The following is an 18,472-nucleotide window of genomic DNA, read 5'->3' on the forward strand; positions in this document are numbered from 1 at the left end:
TTTTATATTAAAAAGTTATTTTTGTGGAGTAATACATTCAAAAAAATGAAAAGAATTTTGTCCCTTATTTTAATTGCAACCGCAATGATCTCTTGTCAAGAAGACGTTAAATTTAACGACCCGGGTTTTCAGGGTTTGAAAGATGATGTTTATTGGAGAGCTAATGATGCAAGAGCATACTTGTCAACCGCAGGCCGACTTACTATTGAAGCCTTGACGGAGTATGAGCAAGTTACTTTAAGCACCACCAATGCCAATTTAGGCACTTATGTTTTGGGTACAACCAACACCAATAATGCCGCACGATATACCTCAAGTTTAAACGGAGTAGATTTGGAATATGCTACTGTAGCTGTTCCCGGTCCGGTTTCAACTTTCACTTTGGTTTCGGGAGGTACCGGATACACTAGTGGGACATCCGTTGCAACAACCGGAGGAACAGGAAGCGGATTATTAGTAAATGTTACCGCCAACAGTTCAGGAGTGGTTACGGGATTGACTCTTGCTTCAAGAGGAAACGCCTACACAGCCGGAGATTTAATTACAGTGTCCGGAGGTAACGTCAATTGCACTTTTAGAGTTGTAAACGTTCAGAACAGCAATGGAGAAATTAAAATCACAGAATACGACAATGTAAATATGACGATATCTGGAAAATTCAAGTTTAATGCCGCCAATGTCAACAATAACCCTTTTGGCGGACCTATAATGAATTTCCAATACGGAGAGTTTTATAAGATTCCAATTTATCCATCTCTTTAAGAATCAATTAATTTCAATGATATAAGCCATCTTCGGATGGCTTTTTTATTTATTTGTAATAAAGTCCAAATTTATAGCGGTTTACGTTTTATTTAGGTTACCTTTGTAACTGAATTTTAAATTTAAAATATGAACATTTTTGTTGGGAGTCTTCCGTTTAGTATAGACGAAGCAGATTTAAGAGAATCTTTCGGGGTTTATGGTACGGTTAATTCCGTAAAAATTATTACTGATAAATTTACCGGAAGAAGTAAAGGATTTGGTTTTGTTGAAATGGAAAATGATACTGAAGCTGAAAAAGCAATTCAGGAATTAAACGGTGCTACTGTTGAAGGACGTACTATTGTGGTAAATAAATCTGAACCAAAACCGGAAGGCGAAAGAAGAACTTTTAACAACAACCGTTCAGGCGGTGGTGGTTACAACGGCGGTGGAAATTCACGTGGTGGTGGAAGCTATAGTGGTGGAAACAGCGGTGGAAATAGAGGAAGATACTAGTATATATTCTTTATAGATATTTAAAAGCCAACTCAATCGAGTTGGCTTTTTTGTTTTTTGTTGATAACTAAAATTGATTACCTAACGGCTAAAACGTATTTTTGTTTTTATCATAAAAGTAGCTTTTGGCTAATCCCTTATTCAGATGTATTTAATTTTCGATACCGAAACGACCGGTTTGCCCAGAAATTGGGCCGCACCCATTTCAGACACCAACAACTGGCCTCGCTGTATTCAAATTGCTTGGCAGTTGCATGATGCGCTGGGAAATCTTATCGAACATCAGGATTATTTGGTCAAACCCGAGGGTTTTAATATTCCGTATGATGCCGAAAGAATTCACGGGATTTCAACTGAATTAGCCCAAGAGCAAGGCATTCCTTTGGCGGAAGTTTTAGAAAAATTCAATACCGCTTTGGCGAAAGCCAAATTTATAGTCGGGCAAAACGTTGGCTTCGATGTCAATATTATGGGCTGTGAATTTTACAGGTTAGGCGTGAATTCTCCTATGGCTGCCATGCCGGTTTTAGATACTTGTACCGAAGTTACCGCTGACCTTTTAAAATTACCGGGCGGTCGAGGCGGAAGATATAAATTACCAACCCTGACCGAACTTCACGGCTATTTGTTTGGTGTTCCGTTTGCCGAAGCACACAATGCCACAGCCGACGTTGAAGCTACCACCCGTTGTTTCTTAGAATTAATCAGAAGAGAAGTTTTTACCAAGGAAGAACTCGATGTTCCGGCGGATTATTTCAGAGAATTTGGAGAAAACAATCCCAAGGAAATCCAACTAATCGGATTAAAACATATCAATCTGAAACAAGCTTCGGAGGAAATCCGAAAGCAATTTCAGCAACAAGAAGCAGTTGTTGAGCCAATCGACCAAGAAGAACAAATCCACCATGATGTAACCGATGTTGAGTTTGTGCATTTGCACAATCATACCCAATTTTCAGTCTTGCAATCAACCATTAGTGTTAAAGATTTGGTGAATGCTGCTGTACAAAACAAAATGCCGGCGGTGGCCATGACCGATCATGCGAATTTGATGGGTGCTTTCCATTTTGTTAGAGATATTTTATACCATAATAAATCGGCTCAAGCCAAAAACAAGCAAGCCGAAGAAAACGGAGAAACACCAACTGAAACCATCGTAAAGCCCATTGTAGGCTGCGAGTTTTATGTTTGTGACGACTTAAAAGATAAGTCTAGAAAAGACAACGGCTACCAAATCGTTTTTTTGGCCAAAACTAAAAAAGGCTATCACAATTTGGCCAAATTATCGTCCATCGCTTACACCGAAGGGTTTTATTATGTGCCCAGAATTGACCGAAAAGCTATCCAACAATACAAAGAAGATATCATCGTTTTATCCGGAAATCTCTATGGAGAAATTCCGAGTAAAGTGTTGAATATTGGAGAAAACCAAGCCGAGGAAGCCTTAATTTGGTGGAAACAGGAGTTTGGAGAAGACTTCTACATCGAGTTAATGCGCCACAATCAAGAAGATGAAAATCGCGTGAATGTTTCATTGATTTCATTGGCCAAAAAACACCAAGTCAAAACGGTTGCAACCAACAACGTCTTTTATATCAATAAAGAAGATGCCAATGCGCACGATATTTTGTTGTGTGTTCGCGATGGTGAAAAACAATCTACGCCTATAGGTCGCGGTAGAGGTTATCGTTATGGTTTAAACAATAAAGAATACTATTTCAAATCGGGTGAGGAGATGAAAAAACTCTTTCACGATTTGCCTGAAGCGATTGTAACTACTGAGGAAATTGTCAACAAAATAGAGATTTATGATTTATCTCGCGAGGTGTTACTTCCCAAGTTTGACATTCCGGAAGAATTTTTAGTGCCCGAAGATGAAGCTGATGGCGGTAAAAGAGGAGAGAATAAATATTTGGCCTATCTCACTTTTGAAGGTGCCAAAAAACGTTACGGAGAAATCACTCCCGAGATTCAAGAGCGATTGGATTTCGAGTTAAAAACGATTGAAAATACGGGTTATCCGGGTTACTTTTTGATTGTACAGGATTTCATCGCTGCTGCCCGAAGAATGGACGTTTCCGTTGGTCCGGGTCGTGGTTCTGCAGCCGGTTCGGTAGTGGCGTATTGCCTGGGAATTACCAATATCGACCCATTGTTGTACGACTTGCTTTTTGAGCGCTTCCTAAATCCGGATCGTGTATCGATGCCCGATATTGATATCGATTTTGATGACGAAGGCCGAAGCCGTGTAATGGATTATGTAATCAATAAATACGGTTCCAAACAAGTAGCCCAGATTATCACTTATGGAACTATGGCCGCCAAATCATCGGTTCGCGATACCGCACGTGTGCTGGATTTGCCATTATTTGAAGCTGATAAAATAGCCAAGTTGATTCCGATGACGATGAATTTGGCCAAAATTTTTACCCTTGATAATGATAAATTAAAAGCAGCTTTAAGAGCAGAAGAATACGATAAAGTCAAAGAATTAATCGAGTTGGCAAATGCCGATGACCTTGGTGGTGAAACGATTCAACAAGCCAAAACATTAGAAGGAAACCTAAGAAATACGGGTATTCACGCTTGTGGTGTGATTATTACGCCAAGCGATATTACCAATTTCGTTCCCGTGGCAACCGCCAAAGATTCTGATTTATATGTGACCCAATTTGACAACTCGGTGGTAGAAAGTGCCGGATTGTTAAAAATGGACTTCTTGGGTTTGAAAACCCTAACCCTGATAAAAGATACGGTTAAGTTGGTCAAATACAGAACCGGAATTGAACTTGATCCGGATGCTTTTCCGATAGATGATGTGAAGACTTATGAATTGTTCCAAAGAGGCGAAACGGTTGGGATTTTCCAATACGAGTCACCCGGAATGCAGAAGTATTTGAAAGATTTAAAACCCACAGTTTTCGGAGATTTAATTGCGATGAATGCGCTTTATCGTCCCGGACCGTTGGAATACATTCCGTCATTCGTTCGCAGAAAGAATGGAGAAGAACCTATCACTTATGACTTGGAAGCCAATGAAGAATATTTGAAAGAAACCTACGGCATTACGGTTTACCAAGAACAAGTAATGCTTTTGTCTCAAAAATTGGCCAATTTCTCCAAAGGTGATGCCGACGTTTTGCGTAAAGCGATGGGTAAAAAGCAAAAAGATGTCTTGGATAAAATGAAATCCAAATTCATCGAACAAGCCGTGGCCAATGGTCATGCTGAAGACAAATTGGAAAAAATATGGAAAGACTGGGAAGCTTTTGCACAGTACGCGTTTAACAAATCGCACTCGACTTGTTATGCCTGGATTGCCTACCAAACCGCTTATTTAAAAGCCCATTATCCTGCGGAATATATGGCGGCCGTACTTTCTAACAATATGAACGATATCAAACAAGTGTCGTTCTTTATGGAAGAATGCAAGCGCATGGGATTGCAAGTTTTGGGTCCGGATGTGAACGAGAGTTTTTATAAGTTTACGGTTAACGAAAACTATGCGGTTCGCTTCGGAATGGGCGCCATTAAAGGCGTTGGTATGGGTGCCGTGGAAACCATTGTCAACAACAGAAAAGAAGGCAAATACAAGTCGATTTTTGATTTGGCCAAACGAATAGATTTGCGTGCAGCCAATAAGAAAGCTTTCGAAAACTTAGCTTTGGCCGGAGGTTTCGACTGTTTTTCGGACACGCATCGGGCACAATATTTCCATACCGATGGCGACAACATCACTTTTTACGAGAAAGCCATTCGCTATGGGGCAAAATTCCAAGAGAATGAGAACTCCTCTCAAGTGAGTTTGTTTGGGGATGCCAGTGATGTTCAAATTGCAGAGCCAACGGTTCCGCCTTGCGAAGATTGGAGCACGATGGAGAAGTTAGCCAAAGAGAAAGAAGTGGTTGGGATTTATATTTCGGGTCATCCTTTGGATGATTTTAGATTTGAAATGAAATATTTCTGCAGCAGCAAATTAGAGCATTTAAAAAATTTGAACAGCTATGTCGGGAAGACCTTAACTTTTGCCGGAATTGTGACCAATGTACAATACAAAACCGCCAAGAACGGAAAAGATTGGGCCATGTTCACTTTAGAAGGATATGATGAAAGTCATGACTTCAGGATTTTTGATGAAGAGTATTTGAAGTTCAGACATTTCTTGGTTAACAACCAATTTGTCTATTTCAAAGTTACGGTCAAAGACGGTTGGGTCAATAGAGAAACCGGAAAAAAATCGGAACCGAGAATCCAATTTGCCGATGTAAAACAACTTCAGGATGTGTTGCCTCAGTTTGCTAAAAAGCTGAGTATTCAGATGGACATTAATGATTTGCATCAAAATGCCATCCAGCAATTGAATCAAATATTTAGTTCAAACAAAGGTGATAATACAGTTACTTTCGAGATTATCGAACAAGAAAAAGTTAAAAAAATAGTTGAAGCAGTACCCAAAATCATGGCAGAAGATGAAGCCAATTTAGAGGCGGAAAACCTTGAAGATATTGAAATAGAAATCCCTACAGTTGAAGAAGAAATACAAGTGATTACTAAGGTTACGCTTCCGAGTCGAAAATTGAAGATTAAAATCTCAACCGAATTACTTCAAGAATTAGAAAAGTTGGGATTGAGCTTTAAACTGAATTGATTTCAGTGTCTTTTTTGAGTCTTAAAAGAGCCAAGGCGTAGATAAAAGAAGGCGCAGCGACTCTCATGCCCGTATGATTTATAGTAAGCAACCAAAAGGTAAAAAGACAAATAAGATAGATATTTTCTTTATTTTTCAAGTAAAGGAATAGTGGTGTGAAGAGTAAAATTAAAATACCAGCTATACCAAACAGTCCGTGTTCGGCCAGCATTCTTGTGATTTCGTTGTGTGTGGAAATGCTGGTGCCATGTTTTAAGCTTCGGGTTTCTTTTTTTTTCCGACACCAACACCCATGATTGGGTTTTTTGTGAATTGATTTATTTCATCCAAAGCAATATCTTTTCGGCCTTCTGTTTCATAAGATTTATACAATCCCGAGGGATTTTGGTTGTTGTATCTTTTAAACAAAAGACCGTCTGTTTGACAAGAACCCAAAATAAATATCAGCGGAAAAACAAGCGAAACAACCACAAGTTTTAGTTTAACAGGAAGGTATTTTTTATAATTGAATAAAATAAAAAAGACTAAAAGGACTACCATTGCTATGGCTGTAATCATTCCGCCTCTAGAAAAAGTCAATAAACCTCTATAGTAAATAAAGGAGAAAAGTAAGCTGTTTATGGCGATAAGAATACTGGGAATCAAGAATAACAAGAACAGCCAATACGGATAAGCTCTTTTCGAAAAACCGCTGTAATACAATCCTATAAGAACAAACAGCAATACAAAATACCTGCCGTATTCGTGAAAGGGATTGCCTTGCGTAGTTCTCAAAAGAACTTCACTGCCTACTATATATGCGGCAACATAAAGGACTTCATGGTTTTTGTTTTTACTTTTGATTACATAATACAATCCGATTGCCACAATCAGTAAAGCGTAAACTTTAGCCAAAAAAAAGGGAAAACCGAAATCAAAACTCCAATACCTATATGGCCTGTGATAATTTTGATGTAATCTTTGTCAGTCATTAGAAGTAAGATATTAGAAACAAATATATAGTAAATTACTAACTGACAATACGCTGAAGGAAGATTTTAGTTGCAATCAGCTTTTCAAATGCAGTCATAGCCAAATCTGATTTTTTTAGTAAAGAAAACCAAAATAAAATGTCTAATTTTGTCCTCAAATAATTAAAGTAATTTAAAAAATATAAAATATGGCTTTAGCAATTACCGATGCTACTTTTGACGAGGTAGTATTAAAATCAGATAAACCGGTTGTAGTAGATTTTTGGGCAGCTTGGTGTGGTCCGTGTCGTATGGTAGGTCCGGTTATCGATGAGATTTCATCAGAATATGAAGGAAAAGCAGTGGTTGGAAAAGTTGACGTTGACGCTAACCAAGAGTTTGCTGCCAAATACGGTGTGCGCAACATTCCAACGGTTTTGGTATTTCAAAATGGTGAAGTAGTAGGACGTCAAGTAGGCGTTGCTCCTAAGAAAACATATACTGATGCTATTGATGCATTGTTGTAAAATACCAATGAAAAAGAAACTAAGGTCTAACGAAAGTTAGGCCTTTTTTTATAAAAGGAGCACAAGATTGGCTGTTTTAGAAAATTCAGACCCGCTGTCCGCGCTACACGGTAGCCAGCTCCCATCGGGGCTAAAATTCACCTTTTGCAATTTTTAGGATAACTTTTTAAGTCATTCAAATTTACCTATATTTGACACGAGCCTTGCGCAAGCATGGCGAACTGACGAAGTAATTATGAAGATTGAAGAACAAAAAGAACTCGTTTCCGGGTTTAAACATCTGGAATTGCTCGCCAACCAAGTGGTGGAAGGCTTTATTTCGGGCATGCACAAATCGCCTTTTCATGGGTTTTCGGCAGAGTTTGCCGAACATAAAGTGTATAATTCCGGAGAAAGCACCAAGCACATCGATTGGAAATTATTTGCCAAAACCGATAGGCTTTACACTAAAAAATTCGAAGAGGAAACCAATTTGCGTTGCCATTTGATTATTGACAACTCCTCTTCTATGCATTATCCTAAACTGAGAAGCGAGGAGCTGTTTTACCATAATAAAATCGGATTTTCCGTATTGGCTTCAGCGGTTTTAATGAATTTGTTAAAGAAACAGCGTGATGCAGTAGGCTTGAGCGTGTATTCGGATACGTATGAATATTACGCGCCCGAAAAGGGAAGTGATCGCCACCATCGCATGATTTTAAACAAGCTTGAAAATCTTTTAGAAAACCCCAAGGAATCTAAAAGCACCGACACCGTAACTTTTTTGCATCAAATAGCCGAGAAAATCCACCGCCGTTCGATGATTATTTTGTTTACCGATATGTTTCAAACGGGAAATAGTGAAGCACTGTTCAATGCCTTACAGCATTTGAAACACAACAAACACAAAGTAGTCGTGTTTCATGTCATCGATAAAAAAACCGAAATCAACTTCAATTTCGATAATGCGCCCCGAAAATTCATCGATTTGGAAACGGGCGAACAGATCAATATTTTCGCCGATTCGATAAAGGAAGCCTACGAAGAAAAGGTAAATGAGTATTTCAAAACCTTAGCGATGACTTGTGCTCAAAACAAAATCAAGTATGTTCCGGTAGCTGTGGAGGATTCTTTTGAAAAAATTTTAACCACATACTTGGTTGAAAAACAAATGTTTGGTTAGTGCGGCAAAATCATTTTCGTTTTTTTAGATAAAAAATGTTGCAGAATTGAAAATCAGTTGTATATTTGCAACCGCAATTAAGCGATGGTTTGGTAGTTCAGTTGGTTAGAATACATGCCTGTCACGCATGGGGTCGCGGGTTCGAGTCCCGTCCAGACCGCTAAAATTGGGAAAGGTTTTCGGAAACGAAAACCTTTTTTGCCCAAAATAGGATTTTAAAAATTCTGTTTTAGGCTCCAAGAAAGTATCTAAGATTAGTTGTGTTGTTTCGATACGAATTTGTAACTCGTATCAAGGTTTAGTAGTTAGACCAATGAAAAGCTTTCCACTTTATTGTGGATGGCTTTTTTGCTTTATAAGGGTTTGAATTTTTGTTTTGTAATTCATTGGAAATTTGTAACTTGCATTGCCTTTAGAGAACACATATTGCTCTTGGGTCAATTGTCAATCAACCAAACCAATTCCAAAACATGAAAAAACTATTACTCGTTCTCACATTATTTTTTTCAACCTCCATTTTAGTAGCCCAAAATTTTAATCAGCCTTCACAATTCAACAATGTGTGTGATGATAACAATGATGGAATCGCTGCCTTTTGGCTGGGAGAAATCTCCTTTGAAATCTTAGGAAATTTGAACCCCGATGATTATGTGATTACCCATCACGAAACTCAAAATGATGCGGTAACCGGATTCAATGCTTTAACAAGTCCCTACGCCAATATATACTCATTCACACAAACTGTTTTTGTTAGAGTTGTTACAATTGCTACTAGTGAGATAACGATTTTGACTTACAATTTAAATGTCAACCTAACACCGGACGCGCCGACCACTACCGTTGTCAATTGTGCCAGTCTTATCACAAGTTTTCCATGTTGGGATTTGACAACTGTTATTCCGCAAATTCTTAATGGTAATCCGAGTTTGTCGGTTTCCTTTTTTACATCTCAGTTTGATGCCCAAGCTAATGTTAATCAAATTGCCAACCCAAGTTGTTACATAAGTCCGTTTGGAGCACCGACTCAGCCTCCTGTTTTTTACCGCGTAGAATTTCCGGATACCGGTTGTTTTGCCATTGGCATAGTTGAATTGGTTACCATTACTTGTGGAAACCCGAATTGTCCGGCACCGGCACAACTTGTGGTTACCAATGTTACACAAACTTCAGCAGTACTTGGTTGGACCTCTGGTGGTAATGAAACTTCTTGGAGTATTGGAATAACAGCCAACGGAATGCCGGTTACTACTATTTTTACACAGGTAAATCCATTTGTAATAACAGATTTGTTGTGTGACACAAATTATATTTTTAATGTCACTGCCAATTGTGATGCCTCAGGCACAAGCGCTGCTTCAAACTGGGGAGAGTTTATGACCATGCCTTGTTCGCCACAACCTGGTCAGCCTATTAATATTAATACTTGTGGCGATGATTCTCAGGCTTGTTTTGATTTGACGGTGAATAATTATTACATCATAGGGAATTTGAATCCATCAGAATACACGATTACCTATCATCTTACTCAGACAGATGCGGAAAACGATGTGGCCGCAATTACAACTCCGGCGAATTATTGTGCCCAACATGGAGCAGTAATTTACGCTCGTTTAGAAAACAACACTACTCAAGAGTATCAGTTTTTCCCTTTTGCTTTGATTGTAGATAATTTTTTCGATGGAACTATGACATTACCGGCATTGCAACAATGTGATGATAATAATGACGGAATAGTGACTTTTGACCTCACTAGTATTCAAGCAGCGTTAAACTCAAATAATGTTGTAGAATACTACCCGAGTTTGTCCAACGCTCAAAATCAAGTAGTGCCTTTTGCGAATCCATCTCAACTTAACTTAAGTACTCAGAACATGGTAACTATGGTTTTTGCCCGTGAAATTATTCAAAACGGTTGTGACCAAATTTACAGCTTTGAGTTGTTGGCGTATCCTAACTGCAATTTGGCTTACACTTGTGCCCAAGCCAACTCGTTGTGTAATGCATTGGGCGTTCCTTTTGCAAACACCGTAAATGTTAATGGAAGCGGTTCCGCCAACTGTTTGGGAACTACACCAAACCCGACATGGTTTTTCTTACCGGTGAGTCAGGCTGGCAATATTACTTTTCAAGTGAATCAAGTATCTAATAACGGACAACCTTTGGATGTTGATTACATTATGTATGGTCCTTTTACATCACCTACGGTAGCTTGCGGAAATCAAAGTATGTTGCTTAGCAATGTAGTTTCTTGTAGTTATTCATCTGCGGCAGTAGAGTATCCGTTTATTCCAAACGCTTTACCGGGTCAATATTATTTATTGATGGTAACTAACTTTAGCAACAATCTCGGATTAATCACCATCACGGAAGCTAATACCTCCAATACCGGCGCAATAGACTGTTCGGGATTGCGTTTGAATGCCTTTTTAGATGTTAACAGTAACGGGACACAAGACAACGGAGAGCAAAACTTCCCTTTAGGACAATTTACCTATGAAGTCAATAACAATGGGAATGTTCACAATATAGTTTCTCCAACAGGATTCTATAATATTTATGATACTAATGGTTCCAATTCTTATGATTTGAGTTATTCAATTGACCCAAATTATACGGCTTCTTATGCCATAACCACAGCTTCTTACAGCAATGTGAATGTAGTAATCGGTGGCGGAATGCAAACTTATAATTTCCCGATTACTGTAACGCAAACTTACAATGATTTAGCCATAAATATTGTTCCTGTAAATGCCCCTAGACCAGGGTTTACCTATATGAATAAATTAGTGTATACCAACAATGGTAACCAAACGATAGCTTCGGGAACGGTGACATTTAATCATGATCCTTTGGTTTCAATTGTCGCTAATACCCAATCGGGGACAATGCCAATCACAAACGGATTTACCTATAACTTCACTAATTTGTTGCCTTTCGAGTCAAGAGAAATATTGGTAACAATGCAAGTACCAAACATTCCAACAGTGAATATTGGCGGATTATTAACCAACACCGCTTCTATAATTCCGTTAAGTGGCGATGTGGTTCCGGCTAATAATTCAACTACTAATACACAAATTATCATCGGAGCCTATGACCCGAATGACAAAATGGAAGCCCATGGAGAACAAATTTTGCATTCAACATTTACTGCTGATGATTATTTAACCTATACCATCCGTTTTGAAAACACAGGAACGGCCAGCGCAATTAATGTTAGAGTAAATGATGTCTTGAATTCTCAACTGGACGAAAACTCTATTCGAATGGTAAGCGCGAGTCATCCTTACATCATGGACAGAATTGGAAACAATATCAATTGGCTTTTTGATAATATTATGTTACCGCCATCGGTAGCCAATACCAATATTGGAAAAGGATACATTACTTTCCAAATCAAACCGACAGCCGGTTATGCTGTAGGGGATATTATACCAAATACCGCCTCAATTTATTTCGATTTCAATCCGGCCATTATTACCAATACATTCAATACGGAGTTTGTGCAACAATTGGGCGTTGGTGAATTCGAAAATGCTGATTTTGTTTTCTACCCGAATCCGGTTTCAGATATCGTGACCATTCAAGTGAAAAATGAGGGCACTATTGCCAATATAGCTGTTTACGATGTGTCAGGCAAAATGATTATGTCTCAAAAATCCGAGAATGCTTTATCAATCCAAACACTCAATTTGTCTTCGGTTTCCAAAGGCATGTATCTTTTAGAAGTGACTACGGATACCAACCTGAAAGTAGTGAAGAAATTGATCGTCGAATAAATTCAAAATTTAAAATAACAAAGCCTTCTTTCGAGAAGGCTTTTCTTTTTTGGACAAACTGTAGCTTCGTGAATATAATTTCTTATTTTTGAAACTGTTAATCCGATGGAACCTTACATGAAAAAAGCGCTCGCTTTATTTTTACTAACCTTTTGTTTTTCCTGCCAATACTTGGAGAAGAAGGTGCCTTCCGAACAAGAATTGCTCGACCAACAAATGAAGGAAATCAATTGGAAAGAAGTGGATGAATATCCTTCGGTAACGGATTGCGAGAAGTTGACAGATGCAGCCCAACGCAAACAATGCTTTTTCGACTTTTTAACCGCCACTATTGAGCAAAAATTAGCGGTCGACACTTTGGCTACCATGTTTCCAAAATTAGACACCATTGAAGTCAGAGTAACCGTGTTGCCGGATGCCACTTTAGAATTCAATCCCGAATTCCCCAAAGATTCCGTCGCCTATGATACCATCAAAATTGACAGCATTCTTAAAGCACGTTTAGTAGATTTTCCTAAAGTAAATCCGGCTTTAAAAAGAGGCATTCCGGTCAAAACGCAGTTTGTGCTTCCGGTGATTATTAAGCAGGAATAATTTTTAGGAGCTGTTTCCCACTGTCCACTATATCTTTTGTCGCGTTTTGAGAACGAGACAAAAGGATGCCGTTCCCATTGGGGCTATTTAGAAAACCTTCTGCCTTTCCAAGAAAAGCGGCCAAACAAGGAATAAATCCCAACCAAGCTCGAGTAAAAAGGATAAATCACACTGGTTGCCAAAGGGAAAATACATTGGCCTTTGAGTAAGTATTTGTTGGTTTTATATAACAACCAGTAATCCACCAAATATTTAGCCGAAAACACGCCAAGCAAAATGCGCCAGTCAAAGTTCCCTACAACAGTCAACAAACAACAGCCAACCAACCCAAGATTCATCATCAACACAATAACCGCTAAGAACTTCGCATAACCGCTTTGATAACCGGTTGTTTTACTCGCCCAACGAACCCGTTGCATAAAGAAGTCAAACAAATCGTTCTCAGGTTTGGTTTTTACGATACTCTCGTTGTTTTTTAGATAATGAATTTTATCTAAGTGATTCTTCGTCGCCTTCTGTAACAAGAAGACATCATCGCCGCTGGCATTTTTGGAAACTCCGTCAAAACCGCCTATTTCTGTAAAGAGTTTTTTGGTATAAGCAAAATTGGCACCGTTACACATAAACGGTTTTCCAATTCCGAAACTACCTATCGTAGTGCCTTGTAAACTTAACAAATCCAGTTGTTGAAACTTGTGAAACCAATTGTTTTTGGTTTTGTATTTTACCGCTCCAACAATCATTTCCGGTTGGTTTTTTTGAATATAATTGTCTAAAGTTAGCAACCAATTTTCAGGAACAGTGCAATCGGCATCCGTAGTGATAATCCAATCGTGTTTGATAATCGGAACCGCTCGTCCGATAGCGTCTTTTTTAGGCGAATTTGATAAGCGTAAATTCTCCAAAAGTGTTGTGTCCAAAAATTCATGGTCCAATCGCCATTTGATACAAACGCGCTCCGAAAGGTCGGTAGAAAAGTCATCCACCATAACAATTTCGATCAACTTATAAGGATAGTTCAGTTTGGAAAACGATTGCAATAGTCTCGGTAAATTCTTTTCCTCATTGCGAAAAGGAACGATGATAGAAAAAGCTGTTTTAGGTTCAACAGTCGTTCTTTTGAAAGTTTTGACTTTGTCATAGCCCAAAATTAATTGAACCATTAATACAACATAAACTAATAAAATCAGGGAAAGTGCTATTGTAATCAATTCCATTTGGGTTTAAATTTTAAAACAAAATAACTGCCGATAACCACCGGCAACACTACATTTAAAAACCACATCAATGTGGAAATAAAAATGACTATCCATTCGTTGATGCCTAATTTCTCGAAGAAAAAAAGTGCGACGCTTCCTTTTACAGCAAAATCCAAAAACTGAAAACTCGGTAAAGAAGAAGCCAAAAAATAAACCGCTGCAATCGAAGCCATCATCGTTAGATAAGGTAAATCTACATCAAAAGCCAGAAATAAAAAATAGTATTGGTGCGAAAAAACCATGTAGCGAAAAATAGCCAGTAAGATGTTTTTGCGATGAATCGTTTTTGGAATTTCGTTGAGTTTGGCCAAAAGCTTTTCAATCGAATAGCCTTTGATTTTTATTTTTTTGGACAAAAAAGAAGCGAGAAGCAAAAAACAAAATAAACCAATTATTATCAGTGCCCATTTCCAATAACCAATGATAAACAACCCAATCGTGCCGAAAAGAACCGTTAAAATCATTTGAATACCATTGCAAATCAAGTTGAGGAAAATAATCTTTTTAGTTTTTTTTTGTTCAAAATACAAAGCTTTACCCGCGTATTCGCCTAAGCCATTTGGGGTAAAAATTCCGGCAGTCAAAGCGCCAAGCACCTGTTTGGTAGATTCGCCAACGGAAATGGGTTTGATAAAAGCAACTAAGTTTTGCCATTTGAGGATTTCCAAAAAACGATTGGCAACACTAAACGAAAGTAAAAAGGCAATTCCTAAAACAGATTGTTTCTGTTCAAGCAAAAGGAAGAATTTTTGCCAATCCAGTTGGTCGTTGTTTTTCAATTCTCCATAAATAAAATAAAAGGAAAGCAAAACGATAGTTAGCTTGACAATAAATAAGAAGTATTTATTTCGGAGAAGATTTTTCATACCGCAAAGTAACGGATATCCTGTTTTGAATCCTAAAATATCTATTAATCATAATCTTAGGGGTTAAAAATTGTTTTGTTGAAAAAAAATCATATTTTTACGCCTTTGTTTAAAAAATTCTTTAAAAAACTACTAAAATAACACAGAAAACTAAAAAATAATGATGAAAAAAATTACAATTTTGCTTCTTGTTTTGGTGTGTTTCAGTGGATATTCTCAAAAGTCAAAAGCTTGGGAAATCACGTCACGCCAAAACATTGAACCTTTAACGCAGGTTCAACGTTCAAATTTCCCCAGAGAATTCAAACTTTATGATGCGAATCTAACTGATGTTAAAGCGGCATTGCAAACTGCACCAAACAGACTGACTGCAAAGCAATCTAATGTTGTAATTTCGGTGCCTAATGTAAATGGAACAACAGAAAGATTTCAAATGTTTGAATTTTCAAATTTTTCACCGGCATTGCAAATGCAATTTCCGAATATTCGTTCTTACATCGGGGTTGGGTTAGATGATAACCAAGCACAAATAAGACTAAGTATGGATGATAGCGGAATGCAAGCTATGATTTTCAGAACGGGCAGAAGAAACGAATTTATTGAACCATATTCTACAGATGGTAATGTTTACGCGGTTTATCAATCGAGCAGAGAGAATGGAGGATTACCATTTACTTGTTCAACAGAAGATGTAAATCTATCCGGTAGTTTGCAAAGACAAAATTCATTATCACCCAACTCAAATTCGGGTGAGTTGCTTATTTTTAGATTGGCTTTGTCTTGTAATGGTGAATATACTGCCTTTTTTGGTGGTACAGTGGCCAATGCTTTAGCGGCGATGAATGCAACTATGACAAGAGTAAACGGTGTATTCGAAAAAGATTTGTCGATTCACATGAATTTGATTGACAATAATGCACTTATTGTTTATACCAACGCAGGTACTGATCCCTATACCACTATGAACAATTGGAATAACCAATTGCAAACAACTTTGACCAATATAATTGGGGAAGACAATTATGATGTTGGACACATGTTTGGTTCCTCAGGTGGTGGCGGAAATGCAGGTTGTATCGGTTGTGTATGTGTTGACGGTATAAAAGGAAGAGGAATCACGTCACCTTCGAATGGTGTTCCAATGGGCGATACCTTTGATATTGATTATGTGGCCCACGAATTGGGACATCAGTTCGGTGGAAATCATACTTTTTCTCATAATGTGGAAGGCAGTGGTGTCAATGTTGAGGTAGGTTCGGGATCAACCATTATGGGATATGCCGGTATTACAGCGCAGGATGTTCAACCCAATTCCGATGCTTACTTCGTCTATGCTTCCATCAAGCAAATACAAGACAATATGGTAGGTAAAACTTGTCCGACCAGAATTACTTTGACCAATGTTGCACCTGTGGTAAGCGCAGGTTTAGATTATACTATTCCAAAAAGTACTCCATTTATTTTAACCGGAACAGCAACTGATGCTAATGGTGATTCTATGACTTATTGTTGGGAACAAAATGATTCTGCAACCAATCAAACCGGAGCAGCCAGCGCTGCATCGGCTACTAAAACCGGTGGTCCAAACTGGCGTTCATATACACCAAACGCTTCTCTAAGTAGATACTTTCCACCATTAGCAAGAGTAATTGCAAATCAATCAACAACTCAAGGTACAGATATAACTGTAGAAGCATTGAGTTCGGTTGCCAGAACATTAAATTTTGTGTTTACTGCCAGAGATAATTATACAGGAGCGGGACAAACCGGATCTGATAACATGGTTGTTACCGTAAATGGAACAGCCGGACCATTTTTAGTATCTGAGCCAAATACTGCTGTTAGTTGGGCAGTTGGGACAAATCAAAATGTAACTTGGGCTGTAGCCGGAACTACCACAAACGGCGTAAACGCTCAGTATGTAGATATTTACCTGTCTACCGATGGCGGTAACACATACCCTATTTTATTGGCCAGTAAAGTGCCCAATGACGGTTCGGAAACGATAACTGTACCTAATAATGTTGGAACTACTAACAGAGTGATGGTTAGAGGATACCGACACATTTTTTATGACATCTCTAATACCAACTTTACCATAACAGCTCCGACATCAACATTCGGTGTCAGCTTTAATCGTATAGCCGAACAACAAAACAAGCAAATTTGTACCGGAAGTACCATATCGTATGCTATACCTTATACAACTTATGCCGGTTTTAGTGGTACAACTAATTTCACGGTTACAGGTCAACCGGCTGGTACAACGGCCACTTTGACACCAAATAGCCTTTCGGCAAATGGAGAAGTAATCTTGACAATAAGCAATACGGGTTCGGCAACTCCGGGATTCTATTCAGTAGTGGTTACAGCAACATCAGGCGCAACAACCAGAACAGTGCCTTTTTACTTAGAGCTGTTTAATTCTAATTTCCCAACTCAGGCGTTAACGTATCCCGGAAATTTACAAATTGGTATTCCAACAACACTTACTCTAACATGGCCGGCTAATGCTAACGCAACGGCTTACGATGTTCAAGTGGCTACTGATGACAATTTCACCAATATAGTTGCTTCTGCCACAGTTACAACCAATTCTTATAATGTTACAGGATTGTCCGATGCAACGCAATATGTTTGGAGAGTTTTACCCAAAAACAATTCTTGTGTAGGGAATTATAGTGCTGCGAATTTGTTTAAAACCGGACTGCCAAATTGTACTGTTTTCAATTCAACTAACGTGCCGATCAATATTCCTACTACCGCAAACGTAACGGTTAATTCAACACTAAACGTGGCTTCAACCAATGTGATTTCTGATGTCAATGTTACGATGAATATTTCTCATACATGGGTAAACGATATGACGATAACTTTAATAAGTCCAACAGGAACACAAGTACAATTGGTGGCTCAACCTTGTACTAGTGATAGTTTATCGAATATTAACGCCACTTTTGATGATTCCGGAATTCCTTTGGTTTGCGAAATCAATCCGGCGATTTCAGGAACAGTTCAACCCGTTCAATCGTTAACGGCTTTTAATGGTCAGACCATGAACGGACTTTGGACCTTGAGAGTTTTAGATTCGTTCAACCAAGACGGTGGTGCCATCAATAGTTGGAGCTTGAGATTGTGTAGTACTGTTGCGGTTCCGCTTGGAGTTGATGAAAACACCATTAAAGATTTCAGCTTGTATCCCAATCCAAACAACGGAGATTTCAATATTCAATTCAATTCGACTTCATCTGAAAACATTGAACTTTCGATTTACGACCTAAGAGGAAGACAAATTTATGGGAATACTTATGTTAACAATGGCTTCTTTAATGAGAGCATTCGATTAAGTAATTTACAGTCAGGAGTTTACTTAGTAAAAGTCAAAGATGGTAAAAATGAAATTACCAAGAAATTCATCAAACAGTAA

12 protein-coding genes and 1 tRNA gene are annotated in these 18,472 nt (G+C 38.3%); 9 read left to right on the plus strand and 4 right to left on the minus strand.

Translation table 11 applies throughout. The features are described 5' to 3' along the window. Positions 1–45 precede the first annotated feature (45 nt). The 3 genes from HA632_RS09850 to dnaE all read left to right on the plus strand — a co-directional run bounded on the left by HA632_RS09850 (position 46) and on the right by dnaE (position 5,908). A complete protein-coding gene (locus HA632_RS09850) occupies positions 46–762 on the plus strand; it encodes a DUF6252 family protein (protein WP_176307001.1) in 717 nt (238 codons plus the stop codon). 129 nt (positions 763–891) lie between these two features. After that, the gene (locus HA632_RS09855) at positions 892–1,260 is read left to right on the plus strand and encodes an RNA-binding protein (protein ID WP_176307002.1); all 369 of its coding nucleotides are present in this window, start codon (positions 892–894) and stop codon (positions 1,258–1,260) included. Between the two features lie 145 nt (positions 1,261–1,405). Then, entirely contained in the window at positions 1,406–5,908 is a 4,503-nt protein-coding gene (dnaE, locus tag HA632_RS09860; RefSeq protein ID WP_176307003.1) for a DNA polymerase III subunit alpha, read from the plus strand. Here dnaE and HA632_RS14005 read toward each other — a convergent pair. Beyond that, positions 5,895–6,119, minus strand: a complete 225-nt coding sequence (locus HA632_RS14005) for a hypothetical protein (RefSeq protein ID WP_255166371.1) — start codon at positions 6,117–6,119, stop codon at positions 5,895–5,897. The two genes, dnaE and HA632_RS14005, sit on opposite strands and share 14 nt — an antisense overlap. A 41-nt stretch (positions 6,120–6,160) precedes the next feature. Next, positions 6,161–6,802: an O-antigen ligase family protein gene (locus tag HA632_RS09865; protein ID WP_228778773.1), complete on the minus strand. Its 642-nt coding sequence runs from the start codon at positions 6,800–6,802 to the stop codon at positions 6,161–6,163. Between the two features lie 265 nt (positions 6,803–7,067). Between HA632_RS09865 and trxA the strand changes: the two genes are divergently transcribed. From trxA to HA632_RS09890, 5 genes are all read left to right on the plus strand, one after another. Continuing rightward, on the plus strand, positions 7,068–7,385 hold the full coding sequence (gene trxA, locus HA632_RS09870) for a thioredoxin (RefSeq protein ID WP_121312549.1): 318 nt from the start codon (positions 7,068–7,070) through the stop codon (positions 7,383–7,385). A 235-nt stretch (positions 7,386–7,620) separates the two neighbouring features. Then, on the plus strand, positions 7,621–8,547 hold the full coding sequence (locus HA632_RS09875) for a DUF58 domain-containing protein (RefSeq protein ID WP_176307004.1): 927 nt from the start codon (positions 7,621–7,623) through the stop codon (positions 8,545–8,547). Between the two features lie 86 nt (positions 8,548–8,633). After that, positions 8,634–8,707 (plus strand) — tRNA-Asp (locus tag HA632_RS09880). Between the two features lie 310 nt (positions 8,708–9,017). Then, positions 9,018–12,326, plus strand: a complete 3,309-nt coding sequence (locus HA632_RS09885) for a T9SS type A sorting domain-containing protein (RefSeq protein WP_176307005.1) — start codon at positions 9,018–9,020, stop codon at positions 12,324–12,326. Positions 12,327–12,443: 117 nt separating this feature from the next. Further along, a complete protein-coding gene (locus HA632_RS09890) occupies positions 12,444–12,920 on the plus strand; it encodes a hypothetical protein (protein WP_176307006.1) in 477 nt (158 codons plus the stop codon). A gap of 83 nt (positions 12,921–13,003) precedes the next feature. Here HA632_RS09890 and HA632_RS09895 read toward each other — a convergent pair whose 3' ends face one another. Both HA632_RS09895 and HA632_RS09900 read right to left on the minus strand, forming a co-directional pair. Further along, complete coding sequence (locus tag HA632_RS09895; RefSeq protein WP_217902846.1) at positions 13,004–14,137, minus strand: glycosyltransferase; 1,134 nt, start codon at positions 14,135–14,137, stop codon at positions 13,004–13,006. Continuing rightward, positions 14,128–15,045, minus strand: coding sequence for a lysylphosphatidylglycerol synthase domain-containing protein (locus tag HA632_RS09900; protein ID WP_176307007.1), 918 nt, complete (start codon positions 15,043–15,045; stop codon positions 14,128–14,130). Before HA632_RS09900 ends, HA632_RS09895 begins: the two co-directional genes overlap by 10 nt. Before the next feature lie 163 nt (positions 15,046–15,208). Between HA632_RS09900 and HA632_RS09905 the strand changes: the two genes are divergently transcribed. Continuing rightward, positions 15,209–18,472: a reprolysin-like metallopeptidase gene (locus HA632_RS09905; RefSeq protein ID WP_176307008.1), complete on the plus strand. Its 3,264-nt coding sequence runs from the start codon at positions 15,209–15,211 to the stop codon at positions 18,470–18,472.

The organism is Flavobacterium sp. J49 (assembly GCF_011742145.1).
Taxonomy (GTDB): domain Bacteria; phylum Bacteroidota; class Bacteroidia; order Flavobacteriales; family Flavobacteriaceae; genus Flavobacterium.

Bases quoted from the DNA above. Each gene is read 5' to 3' on its own strand.
- HA632_RS09850 (WP_176307001.1), top strand. From the start codon at position 46: ATGAAAAGAATTTTGTCCCTTATTTTAATTGCAACCGCAATGATCTCT.
- HA632_RS09855 (WP_176307002.1), top strand. From the start codon at position 892: ATGAACATTTTTGTTGGGAGTCTTCCGTTTAGTATAGACGAAGCAGAT.
- dnaE (WP_176307003.1), top strand. From the start codon at position 1,406: ATGTATTTAATTTTCGATACCGAAACGACCGGTTTGCCCAGAAATTGG.
- HA632_RS14005 (WP_255166371.1), bottom strand. From the start codon at position 6,119: ATGCTGGCCGAACACGGACTGTTTGGTATAGCTGGTATTTTAATTTTA.
- trxA (WP_121312549.1), top strand. From the start codon at position 7,068: ATGGCTTTAGCAATTACCGATGCTACTTTTGACGAGGTAGTATTAAAA.
- HA632_RS09875 (WP_176307004.1), top strand. From the start codon at position 7,621: ATGAAGATTGAAGAACAAAAAGAACTCGTTTCCGGGTTTAAACATCTG.
- HA632_RS09885 (WP_176307005.1), top strand. From the start codon at position 9,018: ATGAAAAAACTATTACTCGTTCTCACATTATTTTTTTCAACCTCCATT.
- HA632_RS09890 (WP_176307006.1), top strand. From the start codon at position 12,444: ATGAAAAAAGCGCTCGCTTTATTTTTACTAACCTTTTGTTTTTCCTGC.
- HA632_RS09895 (WP_217902846.1), bottom strand. From the start codon at position 14,137: ATGGAATTGATTACAATAGCACTTTCCCTGATTTTATTAGTTTATGTT.
- HA632_RS09900 (WP_176307007.1), bottom strand. From the start codon at position 15,045: ATGAAAAATCTTCTCCGAAATAAATACTTCTTATTTATTGTCAAGCTA.
- HA632_RS09905 (WP_176307008.1), top strand. From the start codon at position 15,209: ATGAAAAAAATTACAATTTTGCTTCTTGTTTTGGTGTGTTTCAGTGGA.